The sequence below is a fragment of the Corynebacterium sp. HMSC072A04 genome, from assembly GCF_001809235.1.
Classification (GTDB): domain Bacteria; phylum Actinomycetota; class Actinomycetes; order Mycobacteriales; family Mycobacteriaceae; genus Corynebacterium; species Corynebacterium hiratae.
The window spans coordinates 38,756-58,181 of record NZ_KV796796.1 but is presented as its reverse complement, the minus strand read 5'-3'; the positions used below and the strand labels follow the sequence as shown (position 1 = coordinate 58,181).

Below are 19,426 nucleotides of genomic sequence, written 5' to 3'. Positions count from 1 at the left end.
GTGCGCGCACGCATCGGGGGGCTTTTCTTTTTAGCCCTCGTGGTTCTGGTGCAGCCGTGGGGGCTGACCGCCGCCGATACCAAGCACGATCTGGTGGCCAACCCGGCTGGGTTTTTGGCCGGCGCGCTGCATGCTTATACCGATACTTTCACGCTGGGCCAGCTACAGAACCAGGCCTATGGCTATCTCTTCCCGCAGGGCTTGTTCTTCTTGCTGGCGGATCCACTTCCGGATTGGATAGCGCAGCGCGCCTGGTGGTTCTTAGTCCTGGCGGTGGGCTTTCTGGGTTTCTTCCGCGTGGTCCGCACAGTACTTCCCGCCGCGCCGGGCTATGCCGCGCTGATGGGCAGCCTCCTCTACGCGCTCTCCCCGCGCACGCTGACCACGCTGGGCGCGATTTCCTCGGAGACCTGGCCGGTCATGCTAGCACCCTGGGTGCTGCTGCCCTTCCTGCGGCCGGGCACACTGGGCTGGCGGGATGCCGCGCCCTCGGTCGTCGCAGTGGCGTACATGGGCGCGGTCAACGCCACGGCCACGCTGGCTGCCTGCTTGCCGGCGGGTGTGATTCTGTTGTGGCGGCGCGCGGGCAAGACTGGCCTGGCCTGGTTGGCCGGTTGCGCGGCGGTATCCGCGTGGTGGATTATCCCGCTGCTCATCTTGGGCCGCTATGCCCCGCCCTTTACGGAATTCATCGAGTCCGCCGGCGTAACCACTCGCTGGCTTAACCTGGCAGAAATCCTGCGCGGCACCACCAGCTGGGCGCCGTTTGTGGATACCGAGCGCGTCGCCGGCAATGAGCTGGCCACCGAGCCGGTCTTCGTGCTCGTCACCGTGAGCGTTGCCACCTTAGGCCTGGTGGGCCTGTCCCGCCTGCCGCGACTCTGGTCTGCGATGTTGCTCGTGGGCGTGGCCGTACTGGGCACGCATGCCGCCTGGTACCTCGACGCGCTCGACGGCCCGCTGGCCGCGCTGCGCAACGTGCACAAGTTCGACCCGCTGGTGCGCCTCCCGCTGCTGCTCGGCGTGGCCGCGATTGCCGCCCGGGTGAGGTTGCCGCGGACGTTGTCCCCGGGGCGTCGTGAAGCAGCGGGCCTTCTGGTGTGCCTCGTGGTGGTGGGCGCGACCGCCCCCGCCTGGGCAGGCCGGCTGCTGCCGAAGGGCGCCTACGAGGAGGTTCCCGCCTATTGGCACGAAGCCGCCTCTTTCATGAACTCGCTGGATACGCGCGTGCTCATCTACCCCCCGGCCTCCTTTGCGCGGCAGGACTGGGGCTGGACGCGTGACGAGCCGGCGCAGCCGCTTCTCGACGTCCCCTGGGCCGTCCGCGACGCCGTTCCCCTCATCCCGCCCGAGGCTATCCGTGGCCTGGACGGTGCGATGGCGCAGATTTCCCGTGATCCCGCGTCCGCGCCTTATGTGTTGCAGCGCCTGGGCATCGGGGCCGTCGCGGTACGCCACGACCTGATTTCTGGTTCTTCGGTCCATATTCCAGGCGAGGTCCACACCTTCGGGGAGGTCGATGTCGTTGTCTTCGACCGCGACCTCTCCATGAACCTGGCGCCTGCGGATCCGCCACGCGTGGCGGGCGGTGGGGAATCGCTCGCGCTCCTCTCCGGTCCCCATGAACTCGTCTCCGCCAACGCCGACATCGTGACCGACACACCCACCTTGCGCGACCGCAACTACGGCACGCTTACCGGCCCGGTCTCCGCGCCGCTAGCCCCTGATGACCCCTCCACCGTGCGCAATCGCCTGCGCGATTACCCCTCCGCCGGCCCTCTGACCCAAGTGGTGGAGCACGATGGTCGCGTCACCGCGTCCTCGTCTTCCGCGGATGCCTCTTCCTTCGGCGGGGCGAACCCGGCGCGCGCTCTCACCGCGGCCGTTGACGGCGAGAACTCCACCGCGTGGTGGCCAGCGCCCGGCGATTCCGGCTGGTTGGAGCTGCACTCCGACTCCACGTGGACCTCGCCCACGCTGCGTCTAATGACCACCGGCACGACTGAGGTGACCATCCACAACGGCGATTCCAAGGTGACGGTCACCATGGAGGCCTACCGCGCCCGCGATATTCGCGTGCCCGGCGCGAAGGCCTCCACCATCCGCATCGAGCCGCAGCGCCGCACCGGGATTGCGGAGGCGTCCATCGTGGACCAGCCCACCCCGCGGCGCCTCATCACCGTGCCCGATACCTCGCCCGATGCCGAGCAGTTCCTCTTCCAGCAAGACAACGAGCACATCCTCATCCGCTCCTTTACTACCCCGCGCGACATGACAGTGCGGGTCTCCGGTGAGAAGACAGTGCTTATCGACGGCTCCCCCCACGCCCCCAACTCCACCCTCAATCTGTCCGCCGGGCAGCACCTCCTGCGCACCACCGGCGACTGGGCGGCCCTGACCGATACCGCGTCCTCCCTGCCCGATCCCCTCCCCGCCTCCTCGCGTGCAGCTTCCGAGGACAAAACCGGTTCCTCCGCGGACCCGGCCGCCGCCGCTGCCGACCCATCCGACACCGGCTATACCCCGCTCGCTTCCGGCGAGCCCATCGAGCCCGCCGACCACGACCGCCTCCTTATCACCGGCCGCGCCTTCAACGAGGGCCTGCGCGGCGAGCTGCGCTCCCGCAGCACAGCCGCGGTCTCGACGTCAGGTTCGGCACAAGACTCAGCGCCGGACTCAACGCCGGCCTCCAGCTCGGAACCGCAGGCCCTCGAACCGCGCTCCATCGATGCCGACACGCAAGCCTTCCTCATCCCCGCCGGCGCTAGCGGGACCTTCCACATGTCCTTCGTGGCTGACCGCGCCTACCGCGTGGGCCTCGGCCTCGGCGGCGCGCTCGCCGCGCTGACCACCGCACTGTGCCTGCTCGTCATGGCCCGTCGCCCCCGCCATTCCGCTACCTCTGTCGCGGCTGCGTCTTACGCAGCTCACGACGCAGCCTCGACCAGCCCAGCCAGCTCCACCACTTCCGTTGCTTCTCGTACGCTCTCCCCTGGCCGTGTTTCTCCCTCGGCTTCGCTCCTACTTATCGTGCTCATTGTCTTAACCATGACACTCGTCGCGGGGTTGCCCGGTGTGGCCGCCGCTGCCGCGGCGTGGGGCGTTACCCGCTGGACCACGCTGCGCCCCGACTACTTAGCGGGCGCGCTCACCTTGGCCGCGGGCGCGATGCTCGCCCGCGCCCCCTGGCCCGCGGAGGGCTACGCCGGCGATTCGCTGCTCGTGCAACTGCTGTGCGTCGCGGCTATCACGTGTGCCTGCCTCCCGCCCCGCCGCACGTCCTAGATACGCGGCCCCGCCCCAGATGGTTCCCCTCAAAAGGCATTAGTCAGAAGGTGTCTTTGGGGTCAAGGAAACCATCTGCGGCGATGTAAAAGGTTTGTTTGGGGGCAAGGAAACCGTTTGACTAATGCCTTCTGGAAAATGCCATGTGTGAAGTGGCGTCTACGACCCCACCGAACCGGCGGAATCAGTCGAGCCAGCGGCGCTGGCGAGGGATCCGGAGCCCACGGTAGCGGAATGGGATCCGGAACTGGCAGAGCTCGCAGAAGCGGAGCCGGCAGGGCTATCTGCCTGGCGCGGTAACGAACGCGGGACGGCGATGCGGCCGCGAGTAAAGGCGAGAGAGCGGATGAGGTCGCGGCCGGGGACCTCCACAAGCACGTAGGTCGCAGCGGACAGCACACAGCTGACCACCACCGTAAAGACCAGTACCACCGCGAAATCCCAGGCAGCACCCGAGAAGGCAGACACGCCCAACAGCGGGAAAGCGATGGCCAGCACCGCCACATGCCACATGAAAACCCCATAAGACCAGCGGCCCAGCGCCCGCATCACAGCGGAGGAGAGCCAGCTTTCGCGCGGTGCCAGCGCTACCGGCACCACGATGCAAGCCCCGCACACCGCCCCCGCCGCAATGCGCCGCGCAAACTCACCCGGTTCTGGATGCACCAAGCCCTGCGGGCCGAACCACTCGCGGCTGGCCAGCCACACGCAGCCCGCGGCCACCACCCAACAAGCGAGCCGCACAATGCGCCCAGCGCGCAGGCGCACCCCAGCCGCCTCAGCCTCCGCGGCCAACATTCCCACCGCGAACCACGAAAAGTACGCCGGCGGCCAAATCTGCGTGTTGATATCGCCGGATTCATAACCGGCGACAAAGGGTAGGAAGCCCCACAACAGACTCAGCACGCTAGCAACCGCAATGAGCACAACCCGCCAACGCACAGAAAACCTATCCAATCCCCACGCCAACAGCGGCAACACCGCATAGAAGGCGAACTCCACGCACAGCGACCACAATTGCGTAAGCCCGGGAACCAGGCCATCGGCAATATAGAGCTGCGTACCAGTCAGGTTGGTGATGACTTGCGGGAGGGTTAAGGGGGAGGCGTCGGGAAGCAAGGCGAGTACCGCCACCACGCACACCACATACAGCGGTGCCAAGCGCGCCACGCGGGAAAGAAGATACTGCCCCGCCGTGTGCGCGTGCCGCCGGCGCCACAGCAAGAAACCACTGAGCACGAAGAAGACCGCCACCCCATAATCCAGCCTCTCAGCCCAGGCCCAGCCGGTTGCCGTCTGGAAAGACACGTGCGTGATCACGACCGCCAACGCTGCCAGCGCACGCACGCCTTCGAGCTCAGGGAGAAAGCGCATGGCCCACTACGATACTATTTCTGCAGTGAATCCCTCGACCGATCGGAGCTGACGTGTTCCTTCGCTCCCGCCTAGCGCAGGTGACGATTGCCGCCGCGGTGTTCCTCATACTCGGGTCCATCCTTCCGCCGCTGTATAACAACCAGGCCCGCCCGCTGCCCAGGGACCTCGACATCACGGTCCGCGCGGAACAGGACGGGGTCGAGTTCACCCGCCACACCACGACTGCCTCTGCGGAGAAGGATTCCGTGGCCCGCGCACAATCCACCACCACGCTCACCTTGGACAGCGACACCGTCGTGCACATCACCGAGGAATCCCTGCTCAACCGCGAGTCCACCTACCCGGTGGCGGGCCCGAACACGACGCAGAATATCGAGCTTCCCGCCCTTGACCTGCAGGTGGAAGACCAGGTCGAGCGCGACGGCATCAGCTACTTCTTCCCCGCCGGGGCGGAACAGCGCTCCTACCCTTTCTTCGACCCACTCACCCAGGACGCGGAGCCCATCGACTTTCTGCGCGACGAGAAGCTCGACGGCATCCCCACCTACGTCTTCCGCCAGGATGTCGCGCCGGTTTCGCTCGCGGAGGTCTTCGACCTCGATGCTCGTCGCTCCGGCCCGGCGGGTGATTTCTACTCGCCCGAATCCCTGGAACGCTACAACCTCAAGCCGAAATCGCACGTCATCCTCGAGCCCTTCTACGCGGTGAGCCGCACCGTGTGGGTCGAACCCACGACCGGCACCATCGTCAACGAGGAGGAACACCCGCGCATCTTCTGGGCCACGGATGCGAGCCAGGCCCAGGCCATGGTCGACGCCGATGACACACAAGAACGCGCGCTTCTCGACGTCCCCCTCTCCTGGTCCGATTCCACCCGCACCGAACGCCTCGACTCGGTTCGCAGGGTCATCGATACGGTCAAGGTCTTGAGCCTCGTCGGCTGGCTGGGCAAGGCCATCGGCGTGGCATTGTTGGCGGTGGCGGCCGCGATGTTCATGCGCCGTCATGCCGCCCAGAGCGCGTAGGCGCCCGTGACTACCTCCCTTGCGACGCGCGCCGCCCTCGGCGCGTGGGGCGTGGTGCTCGTGCTCGCGGTGTGCTGGCCTTTTGTGCTGCCCGGCGAGTTCCTGTGGCGCGACATGGTGCTGATTGATAACCCAGCTCTGAGCGCCTCTGCCTTCGGCGCCGGCGACCTGCCCGCACGCAATGCTCCGCAAGACGGGGTGCTGGCCCTGTTCGGCGGGGCGTGGCTGGCCCGGGTTTTTATCCTTGCTGCTGCGAGTGCCTCGGCGTGGGTGGCGGGCCGGTGGGCGCGCGAGTCCAGCCCGTGGGCAGCAGCCGCGGCGATGGCGTGCGCGGTGGCCAATCCTTTCGTCATCGAGCGCCTCCTGCAGGGCCAGTGGTCGCTGGCGGTCGCGGCCTGGTTGGCGCCCGTGATCGCGTGGGGTTGCCTCAACGCGCGCCCGCGCGTGGCGTGGCTAGCGCTGTGGGCCGCGTCCTTGACGCCCACCGGCGGGCTCTTCGGGGGCCTCATCGCGGTTGCCTGTGAGCGCGAGGGGCGAAGAAGGTGGCTCTTCGCGGGCGGCTCAGTTTTGTTGTGGTTGCCGTGGCTAGTTCCAAGCCTCGTGGGCGGTGTTCTCACCGCCCCTGCCGCTCCCGGCGACCCCGCCGCCCAGGCCGCGGCCTTCGCCCCGCGCGCGGAGGCCTACGTGGGTGCGGTCGGCTCGCTGCTCGGCTTCGGCGGCATCTGGAATGCCGCAGCAGTACCGGCTTCCCGCGAGCAGGGCTTCGCCCTGGCAGGCCTGGCCGTCGCCGCCCTCGCCATTCTTGGCGCCACCCGCCTGCCCCGGCGCGAGCTGCGTCCGCTCGCGGCCCTGGCGGTTCTCGGCATGGGCTTGGCCATCCTCGGCGCACTCGCCCCCGGTCTCATCGCCTTCGCCATCGAGCACATCCCCGGCGCGGGTTTGCTGCGCGATTCCTCCAAACTCACCTTGCTCGCCCTGCCGCTGGCCGTGGCGGGCATCGCGTCCCTGCGCCAGCTTCCGGCCGCACTCGCGCTGTGTGCCTGCCTGCTGCAGGCCCCCGATGCTCCTAAGGAGCTCGCCGTGTTACGCCCACGCGAAACGGGCATCGACCGCCAGCTCGTCGAAGACCTCGACGGGCGCCTCACCTTCTTCGCCGACCGCCCCGCCATGATCACGCTCGACGGCGGCATCGCCCTCGACCCCTACTCCAAGGCCGCGAACAAGCTCGACTCCGGCGAGCTCACCGTCGACGGTGTGACAGTGGATGAGCCATCGCCGCGCTACCTAGCGGCCGCAGAGGCCTGGGACAACCGCAACCTCGACCGGTTGGAAGAACTCGGCGTGGGCGCGGTCGTCGAGGACGGCCGCATCGCCGCCACCACGAACGCGCAACCGGCACCCGCCCCGTGGGGGCTTAGCGCCGCTTGGTGCGCACTTCCGCTTCTAGTAATTCTTCGAAGCGCGCGCCGGTCTTCTCCCACGAAAAAGTAGCCGCCAACTCGCGCGCGGCGTTGCCTAAACGGTGGCGGAGGGAGGGGTCGTCGACAAGCATGCGCACCGCCGGAGCGAACTCGGACTCGTGGTGGACCAGCACGCCCGTCTTGCCGTCGATGACGCTGTCTTGCAGGCCAAAGGCATAACCTACCGTGGGAACCCCATGTTGGGCCGCCTCCATGACTGCCAAACCCCAGCCTTCTTTGCGGGAGGGCATAAGGTGCACGTCGGCGCGCGCGAGGAGCGCATGTTTATAGTCCTCAGTGACCTGACCGCGGAAGCGCACGCGGTCTTCCACCCCGTGGGCCCGGGCGTACTCGCGCAGCTGGGATTCCCACCAGCCGGAACCGATGACGTCGAGAAGCGCGCCCGGAATCCGCGCCACGGTGTCCATGGCGTGCTCAATCTGCTTGTGCGGAACTAGGCGCGACAAGGTCACCAGGTGGATATCGGCCTCACGCTCCAAGGTGGGCACGTGCTGCGGCAGGGGATCAAGGCCGTTCTCAATGATGCGCGCACCGTGAATCCCCAGCTTCTCTAGGTCACGCTTCGAAGCCTCCGAGACCGTCACCCACGTGTTCTCGCGATACAGCGCGGGGACCACGCGAGATTCCAGGAACCAGCCCAGCCGCGCCAGGACGGGCCCGGCCACCGGCCACTGCTCGCGGTGGCAGTGGTGCGTCAGGATCACCACGGGCGCCCGGGTGGCCAGGCGCGCGAAAAAGGGAATGCCGTTGTGGGTATCCACCACAACGTCAGCGCCGCGCAAAGCGCGGCGCCCCAATAAAATCGACAACAGCGCACGCGGGTAGACGCTGAACTTGGCCCCGGCGCGCGAATAGAGCACGCCGTTGCGGCGCTCGCGCTTGGCGGCGTTCATGTGGCGCGCGGTGCGGAAGACCACCTCGTGGCCTTGGGCAGCGAGGTACTCGCCGACGCGCTCAAGGTAGCGCTCGGAACCGCCACCCTGCGGGTGGGTGGAATCGCGCCAACATAAAAGAAGGATTTTCATGACGATGCTTTAGCCTAGTGGGTTATGAAACGCACCCGCGCCTTGGCCACCCTGCGCCGCTCCTGGCGGCTGCTGCGCTCCTTCCGCTTCGAGCAGACAGCACCCGCGATCTTTTATGGCGGTCTGGCTGAGGACACCGCCGCGCTTGTCGACGCCCTCTCCCGCGATCATTCTTTGTCCCTCACCGGCGCGCGCGTGCTCGACGTCGGGGGCGGGCCCGGCTATTTCGCGTCCGCCTTTGCTCAGCGCGGTGCCAGTTATGTGGGGCTGGAGCCGGACGTGGGTGAAATGGCCGCCGCCGGCATCTCAGTGGCCCAGGCCGTGCGCGGCGACGGCACGTGCTTGCCCTTCGCGGATGACACCTTCGACATCACGTATTCCTCCAACGTGGCCGAGCACATCCCCAACCCGTGGGACATGGGCCAGGAAATGCTGCGCGTGACCAAGCCCGGCGGGCTGGTGGTCTTGAGCTACACGGTGTGGCTGGGACCTTTCGGCGGGCACGAGACCGGCCTGTGGGAGCACTACGTGGGCGGCGAGTTCGCCCGGGACCGCTATACCCGCCGCCATGGGCACCCACCGAAGAACGTCTTTGGCTCCTCGCTCTTTGCGCTTTCCGCACGCGAAGGCCTGGACTGGGCGCGCGGCGTGACGTCGCAAGGCTCGCAGCTCCTCGCGGCCTTTCCTCGCTACCACCCTGCCTGGGCCTGGTGGGTGACCAAGGTGCCGGTGCTGCGGGAGCTTGTGACCTCCAACCTGGTCATCGTCCTGCGCGCCTGATGGCTGAGTCAGACTTAGTCGAGGCGCCTGCGCAGAGAAGCCAGCCAGAGCGCCACGCCCACGGCCGCGAAGTACACCAGCGCCCCGTCACGGCCCCAAGGCGGGAATAGCGCCACGTCCTGGCCGGTAGCGAAGACGCCGTTGAGGAAGGGCAGCCAGCCGGTGAGGCGCGCGCCGCCGGGGATGAGCCACAGCGCGTTTTCTACCAAGAGCGCCCAGACCGTCAGCGCCGCGATGCTCAACGCCGGGGAGCGCAGCAGCCGGCCCAGCGCCACACCGTAGCCCACCGCCAACCACGCGTACACCGGGCCGAGAGCCACCATGCGCAGGCCCGCGAAGAAGTTCACCTGCCCATAGAGCACCGGGAAGAACGTGGGCAGGAGCAGCAGGCACAGGCTGACGCTGAGCAGTGTCGCGGCCGCCGCGAGCGCGCCCAGGAAGCACCAGCGGGCCAGCTGATCCAGCCCTGACCACGGCGCCGCCGCACGCAAGGCCCGCGATCCGGCGGTGGCCTGCGCCCACGCCCCCAATGCCGCAAACACGATGCTGCCCAGGTAGATGGGCCAATACGCCGCATTAGTAGTGTCCACGGACTGCGCCTGAAGGATGCCTCCCGCGGACTGGACGTGCTCCGCCACCGCTGCCACCCCGAAGGTCACCGCCAGCGGCAGCGCAAACCCCAGCGGCACGGCGACCCGCACCAGCGGGCCGCGCGCCCCGCCCAGGCGCACAGACTCGGCGCGCAGGCTTATCCGCCAGCGTTGCCACGCCTTCATGCCCGTGCCCCTAGCTCCGGGATCAGCGCCGCCACGGCGGATTCGAGGTCGGGGGCGCCGGTGGAGGCGATGACGTCCTCAAGGGAGCCGTGGGCAAGAGCCGTGCCCTGGCTGAGGATGGTTACCGAGGCGTCGGCAACCTCGGTCGTGGCCTCCACCTCGCGCAGATGATGCGAGGCCACGATCACGCAGCGACCCTCCTCCGCCCACGCGGCAAGCAACTCACGCAGCCACCACACGCCCTGGATATCTAGGCCGTTGAGCGGCTCATCCAGCACAATGTTGCGCGGGTTTCCCGCCAAGACGCTGGCGATCCCCAGGCGCTGGCGCATGCCCAACGAGTAACCTCCGATGGGGCGCCGCGAGGCCTCCTCGAGCCCGACGGCCCGCACCAGCGCCTCCGCCTTTTCCACCGGCGCGCCTGCGAGGGCGCACATCCACTGCAGGTGGCGCAGGCCGGTGTGCTGCGGTGAGAAATCTTCTGCGCTCAAGTAGCTGCCCACGTGGCGCAACGGATAGTCGGTACCGCGCAGCTCCCGCCCGTCCACCAGGACCCTGCCGCCGCGCGGGCGCAAGCTTCCGGAAAGGCAGCCGAGGAGCGTCGACTTTCCGGTGCCGTTAAGCCCCACGACGTAATTGATGCGGCCATCAGCGAAGGTGCAAGAAAGGTCGCGCACAGGCGCGGCTGTGCGGCGCGAGCCATACCAGTGGCTCAGGTTGTCAACGTCAATCACGCCGCCGCCTTAAAACGCGCCCGCGATGGGCAGGCCCACCGCATCGATGCCGTTGCGCAGCGAGTTCGTGGCCAGCTTCCAGCGCCCGTCGAGGTAGCGGAACTCCACCCGCAACGAGAGCGTGGGACGCCCGGCCGAGCTCGCGTTGAGCGTGGCACTCGCGGTGTTCCCCTCCACCGTCAGTGGCCCGCTAATCCGCTTCCAGCCCAGCGGCGGACGGAATATCCCCAGGTTGTAAATGGTTCTCGGCACCACCGTCCCCGGCAGACCAGCCTCGAGGTTGTGTGCCTTGTCCGCATCGGATCCCGGCGTGGCCACGAGCGCGTGCAGGACGCCGTTAAGGTCATCGAGCGTCGGCTCCGGGTTAGTAGCCGCAAAGCTCGCGCTGAAATCCCCACTGGGGTACCAGCCGGTGTTGGGGTCCTCCACCGTCTCATCCACCGCCTGCTCTGGCGCTGGGTCTGCCGCTTGATTCTCCTGCGGTGCCGGTTCCAACGCCACAGCGGGGGCGTCCTGCGCAACGCTTGGCGACGCCGCGGACGCCGCCGTTGTTGGTGCCGTTGTTGCCGCAGCCGCCGGCGCTGCGGAGTCGCTGCTCACGGGCACGCTCGGTTCGGCTGGCTGCGTCATCGCGGCACCCTGGGCTGCCGCCTGTTCCCACTTGCCTTGGCTGAGCTGCACGCCGAAACCCAAGACCAGCGCAGCGGCGACGCAACTGCTCACCACAGATACGCCAACCGTGGGCCAGCTGATCCCACGTGGGCGGGCCTCCATCACGCCGTCCGGCACGCCGCCGGCAACGTCACCGCTCTCACCGAAACTCATTGAGCAGCCGCGGCCGGCTTGGTCAGCACCACGCCGATGGCCTGCAGGTTGTCGCTGTATTTGTTGAACACCGAACGCATCGCGAAAACGCGGCGGCGGGCGTCGGGCATGCGCAAGACGTTAAAGGCGATACGCGCCACGCCCAGCACACCCTCGTCCTGCAAGTTGCGCTTGGCGCGCAGCAGCGCCATATCTGCATAGTGGCGCTCAGTCACCTCGAAGCCAGCCTCCCGTGCCACGCCGTCCCATTCCTTTGTGGTCAGCGGGCGGGCGTTGACGCGGATGGACGTGGCCAGCGCGCGGCGGATCTCGAGCTTCTGGGCGTCGTCAAGCGTGTCCGGCTCCAGGCACAGCTCATGGATGACATACCTGCCGCCCGGGCGCAGGATACGGAACGCCTCCGCCATGATCGCGGCCTTCCCCTTCTCGCCGTGCATGGTGAGCATGGCTTCGCCAAAGACGACATCCGTGCTGTTATCCGGCAAACCCGTGGCCTTGGCGTCATTGACCACCACGGTAGCCGAGGAAGCGCCGGCGAGGCTGGCCTTCGTGCGCGCCACGGCATCAGGATCCTCGTCCACACCGGTGTAGCTGCGCGGGCCTTCCGCCACGATCTGGCGGGCAGTGAGCCCGAGTCCAGGGGCCAGCTCCACCACGTCCTTGTTTTTCAGCTCGGCGGCGTCGATTAGCGTGGTGGTCATCTCCAGCCCGCCGGGGCGCAACACCTTCTTTCCCAGGCGGGCGAGGAGCCAGTGTCCACCAACCTCGGAGTCGGGACGATCGTGCATGGGCAAAGAAGAAGTTGTCATACAGCCAGAATATGCGAGACTTTCTCCATTTAAAAGGTTACCCTAACCTTATTGTGGCCAACCTAACATGCCAGAACGCGGCGACGCCCCGCCACCGCTGGGTGGAGGGGCGTCGGAAAGCAGCGGCGCGGAAAGCGGCGTTAGGAGGCAGCCTCAACGCGCTCCTTGAGGGCCTTGAACTGGTCCCACACCTCAGACGGCACGCGGGAGCCCAGGAAGGTCAGGTACTCCTTGTTGTCTTCCATGTCGCCAGCCCAATCAGCCGGGTTCACAGCGAGCGCCTCGCGGACATCCTCGATGTCGAAGTCCAGGCCGGTGAGGTCGATATCCTCCGGGCGGGCGGTGTGGCCCACGACGGTCTCGACGGCGTCGACGTTGCCCTCGATGCGGTCCACGATCCACTTGAGAACGCGGGAGTTCTCGCCGAAGCCCGGCCACAGGAAGCGGCGGTCTTCACCGCGGCGGAACCAGTTCACCAGGAAGATGGCCGGCATACGGTCGCCGCCCTTGTTACCCATGTCGATCCAGTGCTGCAGGTAGTCACCGGCGTTGTAGCCCATGAACGGCAGCATGGCCATCGGGTCGTGGCGCAGGGCGCCGACCTTGCCCTCAGCAGCAGCGGTCTGGCCGGAGGAGAGCAGGGCGCCGATCATGGTGCCGTGGTTCCAGTCGAAGGCCTGGGTCACCAGCGGGACGGTATCCGCGCGGCGGCCACCGAAGAGGATGGCGTCAATCTTGACGCCCTTCCAGTCATCAAACTCCGGAGCAGCAGACGGGCACTGCGTAATCGGCACGCAGTAGCGGGAGTTCGGGTGCGCCGCCTTGGTGGTGGAAGCCGGGGTCCAATCGTTGCCGCGCCAATCGATGAGGTGCTCCGGGGCCTCGCCCATTTCCTCCCACCAGACATCGCCGTCGTCGGTCAGCGCGACGTTGGTGAACAGGGTGTTGCCCGGCTCCATCGTCTTCATGGCAATCGGGTTGGAGTCGTAGTTGGTGCCCGGCGCCACACCGAAGAAGCCGTTCTCCGGGTTGACTGCGTACAGGCCGTCCTCGCGCAGCTTCATCCAGGCGATGTCATCGCCCACAACCTCAGCCTTCCAGCCCGGGATGGTCGGGGCGATCATGGCCAGGTTGGTCTTACCGCAGGCAGACGGGAAGGCGGCCGCGATGTGGTACTTCTTACCCTCCGGGTTGGTGAGCTTGAGGATGAGCATGTGCTCTGCCATCCAGCCCTCTTCCTTCGCCATGACGGAAGCGATACGCAGCGCGTAGCACTTCTTGGCCAGGATGGCATTGCCGCCGTAGCCGGAGCCGTAGGACCAAATCTCCTTGGTCGCCGGGAACTGCGTGATGTACTTCTTCTCGTTGCACGGCCACGCGACATCCTCCTGGCCCGGCTCCAGCGGAGCACCAACGGAGTGCAGGGCGTGGACAAAATCGCCGTTCTCACCAATCTTGTCCAGAGCCTGCTGACCCATGCGGGTCATGATGCGCATGGAGAGCACGACATAAGCGGAATCAGTAAGCTGCACGCCGAGCTTCGGGTCCGGGTCGCTGATGGGGCCCATGCAGAAAGGCACCACATACATGGTGCGGCCCTTCATGGAGCCACGGAAGGCCTCGGTCATCTCTTCCTTCATGGCTGCCGGCGGGGCCCAGTTATTGGTCGGGCCGGCGTCCTCGGCGGTCTCGGTGCAGATGAAGGTGCGGGACTCCACGCGCGCGACATCCGACGGGTTCGAGCGCGCCAGGTAGGAGTTCGGGCGCTTCTCCTCGTTGAGCTTAATCAGGGTGCCCTTCTCCACGAGCTCAGCGGCGAGACGGTCAGCCTCCTCCTGGGAGCCATCTACGAAGACGACCTCTTCCGGCTGGAAGAGCTCGACGCTCTCACTGATCCACGAAATAAGCTTCTCGTTCTTCGTGGGCAGTTCACCTACAAGGCCCTTAATGGTTGCGGTCATCTCACATTCTCCTGTGGTCGGTGTGGCCAGGGTGCTTTATATCGCCGAAGGTTTCCCCTATCGACGTTTCACCAACCAGAGTACGGATACTGGCGATAACAGAATGTGTAATACAGCCCACCCCGGTTATATCCACCCTGGTTAACCCGACTAACCCAAGGACAACGAAGTGTGAAATAGGGCACGCAACCACCAAAGATACCCCCGCACAGGGGTGGATTTTCTTTGGGTTGTCCATCCCGTACGCCCGTCCCGCTACCCCCACGGCGTCCTGTGTGGCCTCCCCCTGGACGCCCCTCCGCCCTCCACGGCGCGGCACGTTGCCCCTCACCCCTGCTTAAGGGAACAATGTCAACTGATGAATAGTGCAGACTCCTCCCAGAATCCCGCCGCGCAGATGCCTCATGGCCGCGGCCTCCAGACGGATTTCAACGCCGAGTTCAACAATGATTTGGACTACCCACGCCTCGGCAACGTGACCTTCCGTCGCGGCACCCTCACCGACAACCAGAACGCCCTCTTCGAGGAGCACTGGCCTCAGTTGGGACGCCTGCTTGCCGACGAACCCCTCGACATCCCCGCCTGGTTCGGACGCGAGGGCGCCAAGACCATCGTGGAGATCGGCTCCGGCACCGGTACCTCCACTGCTGCGATGGCCCCGTTGGAAACGGACACCAACATTGTTGCCGTCGAGCTCTACAAGCCGGGCCTAGCCAAGCTGCTGGGCTCCATCGTCCGCAACGATATTGAGAACATCCGCATGGTCCGCGGCGATGGCATCGAAGTTCTCATGCGTATGTTCGCGCCCGAGTCCCTCGACGGCATCCGCATCTTCTTCCCGGATCCGTGGCCCAAGGCCCGCCACCACAAGCGGCGCATCATCCAATCCGGCACGCTCAACCTCTTTGCCTCCCGCCTAAAACCCGGCGGTGTGCTCCACGTGGCCACCGACCACGCCGGCTACGCCGAGTGGATTAACGAGCTCGTCGAGGTCGAGCCCTCCCTCGACTACAAGGGCTGGCCCTGGCCGGAGTGCCCCATTCTCACCGACCGCCAGGTCATCACCAAGTTTGAGGGCAAAGGCCTGGATAAGGAACACGTCATCACCGAGTACCTCTGGGAGAAGAAGTAATGGCCGGCACCTACCTATTGGTGTGGGATGCGCCCAACATGGACATGGGGCTTGGCGCCATCCTCGGCGGGCGCCCCACTGCCGCCTACCGCCCTCGCTTTGACGCCATCGGCCGCTGGCTGGTGGAGCTGGCCTTTGACAACGACGCCACCCCCGAAGCCGCCGTCTTCACCAACGTCACGCCCGGCGGCGCCGACGTCATCCGCCCGTGGGTCGAGGCCATCCGCAACGTCGGCTTCGCCGTCTTTGCCAAGCCGAAGCTGCACGAGGACGATGACGTCGACCCCGACATGGTCGAATACATCAAAGCCAACCGCGAGGATCTCTCCGGTGTCATCGTGGCCTCTGCCGATGGCCAAAACTTCCAGCACCTGCTGGAACAGCTCTCAGCTTCCGGTCTGCCCACCTGCGTGCTCGGTTTCCACGAGCACGCGTCGTGGGCGCTGACCCACCCCGATATCGAGTTCGTCGACCTCGAAGACATCGAGGGCGTTTTCCGCGAGCCGCTGCCGCGCGTTAACCTGGATAATCTGCCTCCAGGCGGCGCCTGGCTGCAGCCTTTCCGCCCGCTGTCCGCGCTGCTTCCGGACCGCGCGCCCGAGCACAGTTAGGAGCCGCATGTTTTATTCTTGGGGCCGTTTCTCCTACGCCCACCGCAAGGTCATTCCGCTCCTCATCGTCGGGCTCATTCTGGGCCTCTTCTTTGGCTTCGGCACGCGCCTTGAGGAGCGCATGAGCCAGGAGGGCTGGGAGGACCCGGGGGCGGCGTCGACAAGCGCGGCGCAGATCGAGTTGGAGACCTTCGGCCGCGACAATTCCGGCGACGTCATCCTGCTTTTCGACGACCCCGATGCCCACGCCGCCGAGGCCAAGGCCTTCCTCGACGAGCTCCAGACCCAGTACCCGGAGCAGATCGACTCCGTCACCAGCTATTTTGATAAGCGCAACCCGAACCTCATCACGCAGGATCACTCCACGGCCTTCGCCGCCATCGGGCTCAAGGGTGACGGCGAGCAAACGCTCAAGGACTTCCGCGCCATCGAGGATTCCCTGCACTCCAGCGGGCTGCCCGTGCAGGTAGCGGGTGCCACTGCCGTGGCCGATGCGCTGGACGAGGGTATGGCCAAGGACATCTCCCGCGCGGAGAAGGCCGCTCTGCCGCTCGTCGGGCTGCTGCTGTTGATTGTCTTCGGCTCCGTCGTCGCGGCCTTCATGCCGCTCGTGGTGGGCGGGCTGTCCATCCTAGGTTCCTTGGGAATCCTCTCAATCCTGGCCGGCTTCCAGCAGGTCAACGTGTTTGCGCAGGCCGTCGTGACGCTGCTGGGCCTTGGCCTGGCCATCGACTATGGCCTGTTCATGGTTTCGCGCTTCCGCGAGGAGCTGGACAAGGGCCGCGATACCGAGGAGGCCGTGGCGATCACCACCGCCACCGCGGGGCAGACCGTGGTCTTTTCCGCCGCCATGGTGGCCGTGTCCCTCTCCGGGCTTTTCCTCTTCCCACAGGCCTTCCTTAAATCCGTGGCCTACGGCTCCATCTCCGCGGTGGGCCTCGCCGCACTCCTGTCGGTGATGGTACTGCCCTCGCTATTTGGCATGCTGGGTCACAACATCGACAAGTGGACCGTACGCAAGACCTCGCGCCGCGGACGCCGCATCGAGGACACGTGGTGGTACCGGATGCCGCGCTGGGCCATGGGCCGCGCGGGTCTGATGACCACCGCTATCTGCGCGCTGCTCATCGCGCTGACCTTGCCGGTGCTGGGCGTGAAATTCGGCGGCATCAACGAGACCTACCTGCCGCCCAACCAGGACGCGCGCGTGGCGCAAGACCAGTTCAACGAGCAGTTCCCCTCCTTCCGCACCGAGCCGGTCAAGCTCGTGGTGAAGAATGCCACGAATGAGCAGCTTGTCGACGTCGTCATGCAAGCCCGCTCCATCCAGGGCCTTACCGAGCCGATGGGCCCGAAGACCGCAACTGTCGACGGCACCACCGTCCTCGGCGCCGGCATCCAGGACCGCGAGGATTACGCACGCATCGTCCACGAACTCGAGAACATCGAGGCGCCGGAGGGCGTGGAGCTCTACGTCGGCGGCACCCCAGCCATGGAGGTCGAATCCCTCGACGCGCTCTTCGATACCCTGCCCTGGATGGCCCTTTACGTGGTGCTGGCCACCTTCATCCTCATGGCGCTCGTCTTCGGCTCCTTCATCCTGCCGCTCAAGGCCATCATCATGACGCTATTGTCGCTGGGTGCCACACTGGGCATCTTGACGCTCATGTTCGTCGACGGCCTGGGCTCTGGCCTGCTCAACTTCACCGCTGGCCCGCTGATGAGCCCGATTTTGGTGCTCATCATCGCCATCGTCTTCGGCCTGTCCACGGACTACGAGGTCTTCCTAGTCTCGCGCATGGTGGAAGCCCGCCGCCGGGGTGCGTCCACCGATGAGGCCATCGCCGCGGGTACCGCGCACACGGGTGGCATCATTACGGCGGCTGCGCTCATCATGATTGTGGTCGCGGGGGCCTTTGGCTTCTCCGATATCGTCATGATGAAATACATCGCCTTCGGCATGATTTTTGCACTGCTTATCGACGCCACCATCGTCCGCATGCTCCTCGTCCCCGCCGTCATGCACCTGCTGCGCGAGGACAACTGGTGGGCCCCGCGCTTCCTCACGCGCCTGACCCACCGCCTCGGCGGCGAGAACGCCCCGGCAGAGGAGGCGTCGGCAAGCGATGCTCCTGTACGCGGGGACCGCAGCGCCGACACCGACACCGAGCTCATCCCCTTCTCCGAGCTGGTGCAGCGCCTGAAGTCCACGGACGGTCGATGAATAAGAAGAATTGGCTGACCTGGATAATCTCCCTGTTTGTCCTGGCCGCGCTGGCGTGGTTCTTCCGCGACCAGTTGGACTTCATCTCCGAGGGGCTGCGCCGCCTGCGCCACGCCGAACCTTTCCCCGTGGTGCTGGTGGTGTTCTTCGCGCTGCTGTCCATCGCGGGCATGGCGGAAGTGATGAAGCGGCTCATCGGTGCGGGCGGCGTTGAGGTCCCGCTGCGCGAGACCTACGCCATTACGCTCGCCTCGAATGCGTGGTCCACGACTCTGCCGGCGGGCCCTGCTTTTTCGGCCGTGCTCACCTTCCAGGTGCAGCGCCGCTGGGGCGCGTCGGTGGCGCTGTGCAGCTACTTCCTGTTTTTATCCTCGATTATTAGCTCGATGTTCCTCGCGCTCATTGGGCTCGGCGGAGTGTTTTTCCTCAACGCCGACATGGCTTTGGGCTCGTTGATCACAACTATTGTCCTCATGCTCGCGGCGCTCGGCGGCATCTTCTGGCTGACCTCGCACCCGGTGACCCTCGAGGGCTGGCTGCGCAAGCTACGGCCCGGCCCGAAGCGGGACCGCGCCATCCAGGAGGTCCGCAACCTGGGAGAGGTCCACCTGTCGCGCGGCCCCTTTGCCGTGGTTGCCGGGGCCTCCCTTGTGCACCGCCTGGCCGATATGGCCGCCCTGTGGGCTTCGGTGTGGGCGGTAACCGGCGAGATTCCGTGGCTGCGTGCCGGCGCCGATCACACCACCCTGGCGGGCGTCGCACTGGCCTTCCTGGCGGCGAAGCTGGCTGGCTCCGCGCAGGTCACCCCGGGTGGCGTGGGTACGGTGGAGGCCGCGCTCATCGCCCCGCTGGTGGCGACGGGCCTCACCGCGGTGCATGCCACCTCCGCGGCCATCATCTACCGGCTTATTTCCTTTGCGCTGATCACTATCATTGGATGGGTCATCTACTTCGCCCACTACGCCCGCGATGGTTTCTCTTACGCGGCGTTGAACCGGAAGGAATCCTAAATGCGCGTTGCCCCGCTTATCGACGTCATCTCGCTCGTCCTCTTCGCCATCCTCGCCCGCCTGGCGCACGGCGGCCTGAGCTTTAGCTCGTGGGTTGATGCCTTCTGGCCGTGGACCGTGGGCGCGCTCGTGGGCTGGGTCATCATCATGGCAGCGAAGCTGAGCGGCCTGTGGCGGGAGGGCGTCGTCGTGTGGCTGAGTGCCATTATTGGCGGCATGGCTCTGTGGATGCTGGTCAATGGCCGGCTGCCGCACTGGTCCTTCCTCATCGTGGCCACCGTGATGTCGGCGCTGTTCTTCTTTGGCTGGCGAGCCATCGCGGCCTTTGCGTCCCGCTCGCGTGCCTAGAACTTCACCAAGTTTTCCATGGC

General features: G+C 66.3%; 16 protein-coding genes. 9 read left to right on the top strand and 7 right to left on the bottom strand.

The genetic code is table 11. The features are described from left to right. A complete protein-coding gene (locus tag HMPREF2565_RS14370; RefSeq protein WP_070510954.1) occupies positions 1–3,285 on the top strand; it encodes an alpha-(1->3)-arabinofuranosyltransferase domain-containing protein in 3,285 nt (1,094 codons plus the stop codon). Positions 3,286–3,444: 159 nt separating this feature from the next. Here the strand turns inward: HMPREF2565_RS14370 and HMPREF2565_RS08505 are convergent, their stop codons facing one another. Beyond that, positions 3,445–4,659, bottom strand: coding sequence for an acyltransferase family protein (locus tag HMPREF2565_RS08505; RefSeq protein ID WP_070510952.1), 1,215 nt, complete (start codon positions 4,657–4,659; stop codon positions 3,445–3,447). A 53-nt stretch (positions 4,660–4,712) separates the two neighbouring features. Between HMPREF2565_RS08505 and HMPREF2565_RS08500 the strand changes: the two genes are divergently transcribed. Then, a complete protein-coding gene (locus HMPREF2565_RS08500; RefSeq protein ID WP_049156963.1) occupies positions 4,713–5,687 on the top strand; it encodes a PorA family protein in 975 nt (324 codons plus the stop codon). A 6-nt stretch (positions 5,688–5,693) separates the two neighbouring features. After that, positions 5,694–7,178: an MmpA family trehalose lipid delivery protein gene (locus HMPREF2565_RS08495; protein ID WP_070702709.1), complete on the top strand. Its 1,485-nt coding sequence runs from the start codon at positions 5,694–5,696 to the stop codon at positions 7,176–7,178. On the opposite strand, the gene HMPREF2565_RS08490 is transcribed toward HMPREF2565_RS08495, so the two are convergent. Then, positions 7,102–8,193, bottom strand: coding sequence for a glycosyltransferase family 4 protein (locus HMPREF2565_RS08490; RefSeq protein ID WP_071407145.1), 1,092 nt, complete (start codon positions 8,191–8,193; stop codon positions 7,102–7,104). The genes HMPREF2565_RS08495 and HMPREF2565_RS08490 overlap by 77 nt on opposite strands. Before the next feature lie 24 nt (positions 8,194–8,217). Here HMPREF2565_RS08490 and HMPREF2565_RS08485 point away from each other — a divergent pair, with 24 nt between their 5' ends. Continuing rightward, positions 8,218–8,973 carry a class I SAM-dependent methyltransferase gene (locus tag HMPREF2565_RS08485; RefSeq protein ID WP_049156958.1) on the top strand — a complete coding sequence of 252 codons (756 nt, stop codon included), beginning with the start codon at positions 8,218–8,220 and terminating at the stop codon, positions 8,971–8,973. Between the two features lie 14 nt (positions 8,974–8,987). On the opposite strand, the gene HMPREF2565_RS08480 is transcribed toward HMPREF2565_RS08485, so the two are convergent. From HMPREF2565_RS08480 to HMPREF2565_RS08460, 5 genes are all read right to left on the bottom strand, one after another. Next, positions 8,988–9,749, bottom strand: coding sequence for a hypothetical protein (locus HMPREF2565_RS08480; RefSeq protein WP_049156979.1), 762 nt, complete (start codon positions 9,747–9,749; stop codon positions 8,988–8,990). After that, positions 9,746–10,483, bottom strand: coding sequence for an ABC transporter ATP-binding protein (locus HMPREF2565_RS08475; protein ID WP_049156956.1), 738 nt, complete (start codon positions 10,481–10,483; stop codon positions 9,746–9,748). Before HMPREF2565_RS08475 ends, HMPREF2565_RS08480 begins: the two co-directional genes overlap by 4 nt. A 9-nt stretch (positions 10,484–10,492) precedes the next feature. After that, positions 10,493–11,308, bottom strand: a complete 816-nt coding sequence (locus HMPREF2565_RS08470) for an MTB12 C-terminal domain-containing protein (protein WP_053089094.1) — start codon at positions 11,306–11,308, stop codon at positions 10,493–10,495. Continuing rightward, entirely contained in the window at positions 11,305–12,117 is an 813-nt protein-coding gene (locus HMPREF2565_RS08465; RefSeq protein ID WP_049156954.1) for a class I SAM-dependent methyltransferase, read from the bottom strand. Before HMPREF2565_RS08465 ends, HMPREF2565_RS08470 begins: the two co-directional genes overlap by 4 nt. Positions 12,118–12,257: 140 nt before the next feature. Further along, positions 12,258–14,078 (bottom strand): phosphoenolpyruvate carboxykinase (GTP), encoded by a 1,821-nt coding sequence (locus HMPREF2565_RS08460; protein WP_070517719.1) that lies wholly within the window; start codon positions 14,076–14,078, stop codon positions 12,258–12,260. A gap of 358 nt (positions 14,079–14,436) precedes the next feature. Here HMPREF2565_RS08460 and trmB point away from each other — a divergent pair, with 358 nt between their 5' ends. Genes trmB through HMPREF2565_RS08430 form a run of 5 tightly spaced genes read left to right on the top strand, consistent with a single transcriptional unit; the run spans position 14,437 to position 19,403 of the window. Further along, positions 14,437–15,210 carry a tRNA (guanosine(46)-N7)-methyltransferase TrmB gene (gene trmB / locus HMPREF2565_RS08450; RefSeq protein ID WP_049156950.1) on the top strand — a complete coding sequence of 258 codons (774 nt, stop codon included), beginning with the start codon at positions 14,437–14,439 and terminating at the stop codon, positions 15,208–15,210. Next, positions 15,210–15,821 (top strand): NYN domain-containing protein, encoded by a 612-nt coding sequence (locus tag HMPREF2565_RS08445; protein ID WP_071407143.1) that lies wholly within the window; start codon positions 15,210–15,212, stop codon positions 15,819–15,821. The genes trmB and HMPREF2565_RS08445 overlap by 1 nt, the downstream gene beginning before the upstream one ends. A 7-nt stretch (positions 15,822–15,828) precedes the next feature. Next, positions 15,829–18,045, top strand: coding sequence for an MMPL family transporter (locus HMPREF2565_RS08440; RefSeq protein ID WP_071407142.1), 2,217 nt, complete (start codon positions 15,829–15,831; stop codon positions 18,043–18,045). Continuing rightward, positions 18,042–19,055, top strand: a complete 1,014-nt coding sequence (locus HMPREF2565_RS08435) for a lysylphosphatidylglycerol synthase transmembrane domain-containing protein (RefSeq protein WP_070510940.1) — start codon at positions 18,042–18,044, stop codon at positions 19,053–19,055. The genes HMPREF2565_RS08440 and HMPREF2565_RS08435 overlap by 4 nt, the downstream gene beginning before the upstream one ends. Next, positions 19,056–19,403, top strand: a complete 348-nt coding sequence (locus HMPREF2565_RS08430) for a DUF3054 domain-containing protein (RefSeq protein ID WP_070510938.1) — start codon at positions 19,056–19,058, stop codon at positions 19,401–19,403. Positions 19,404–19,426 lie beyond the last annotated feature (23 nt).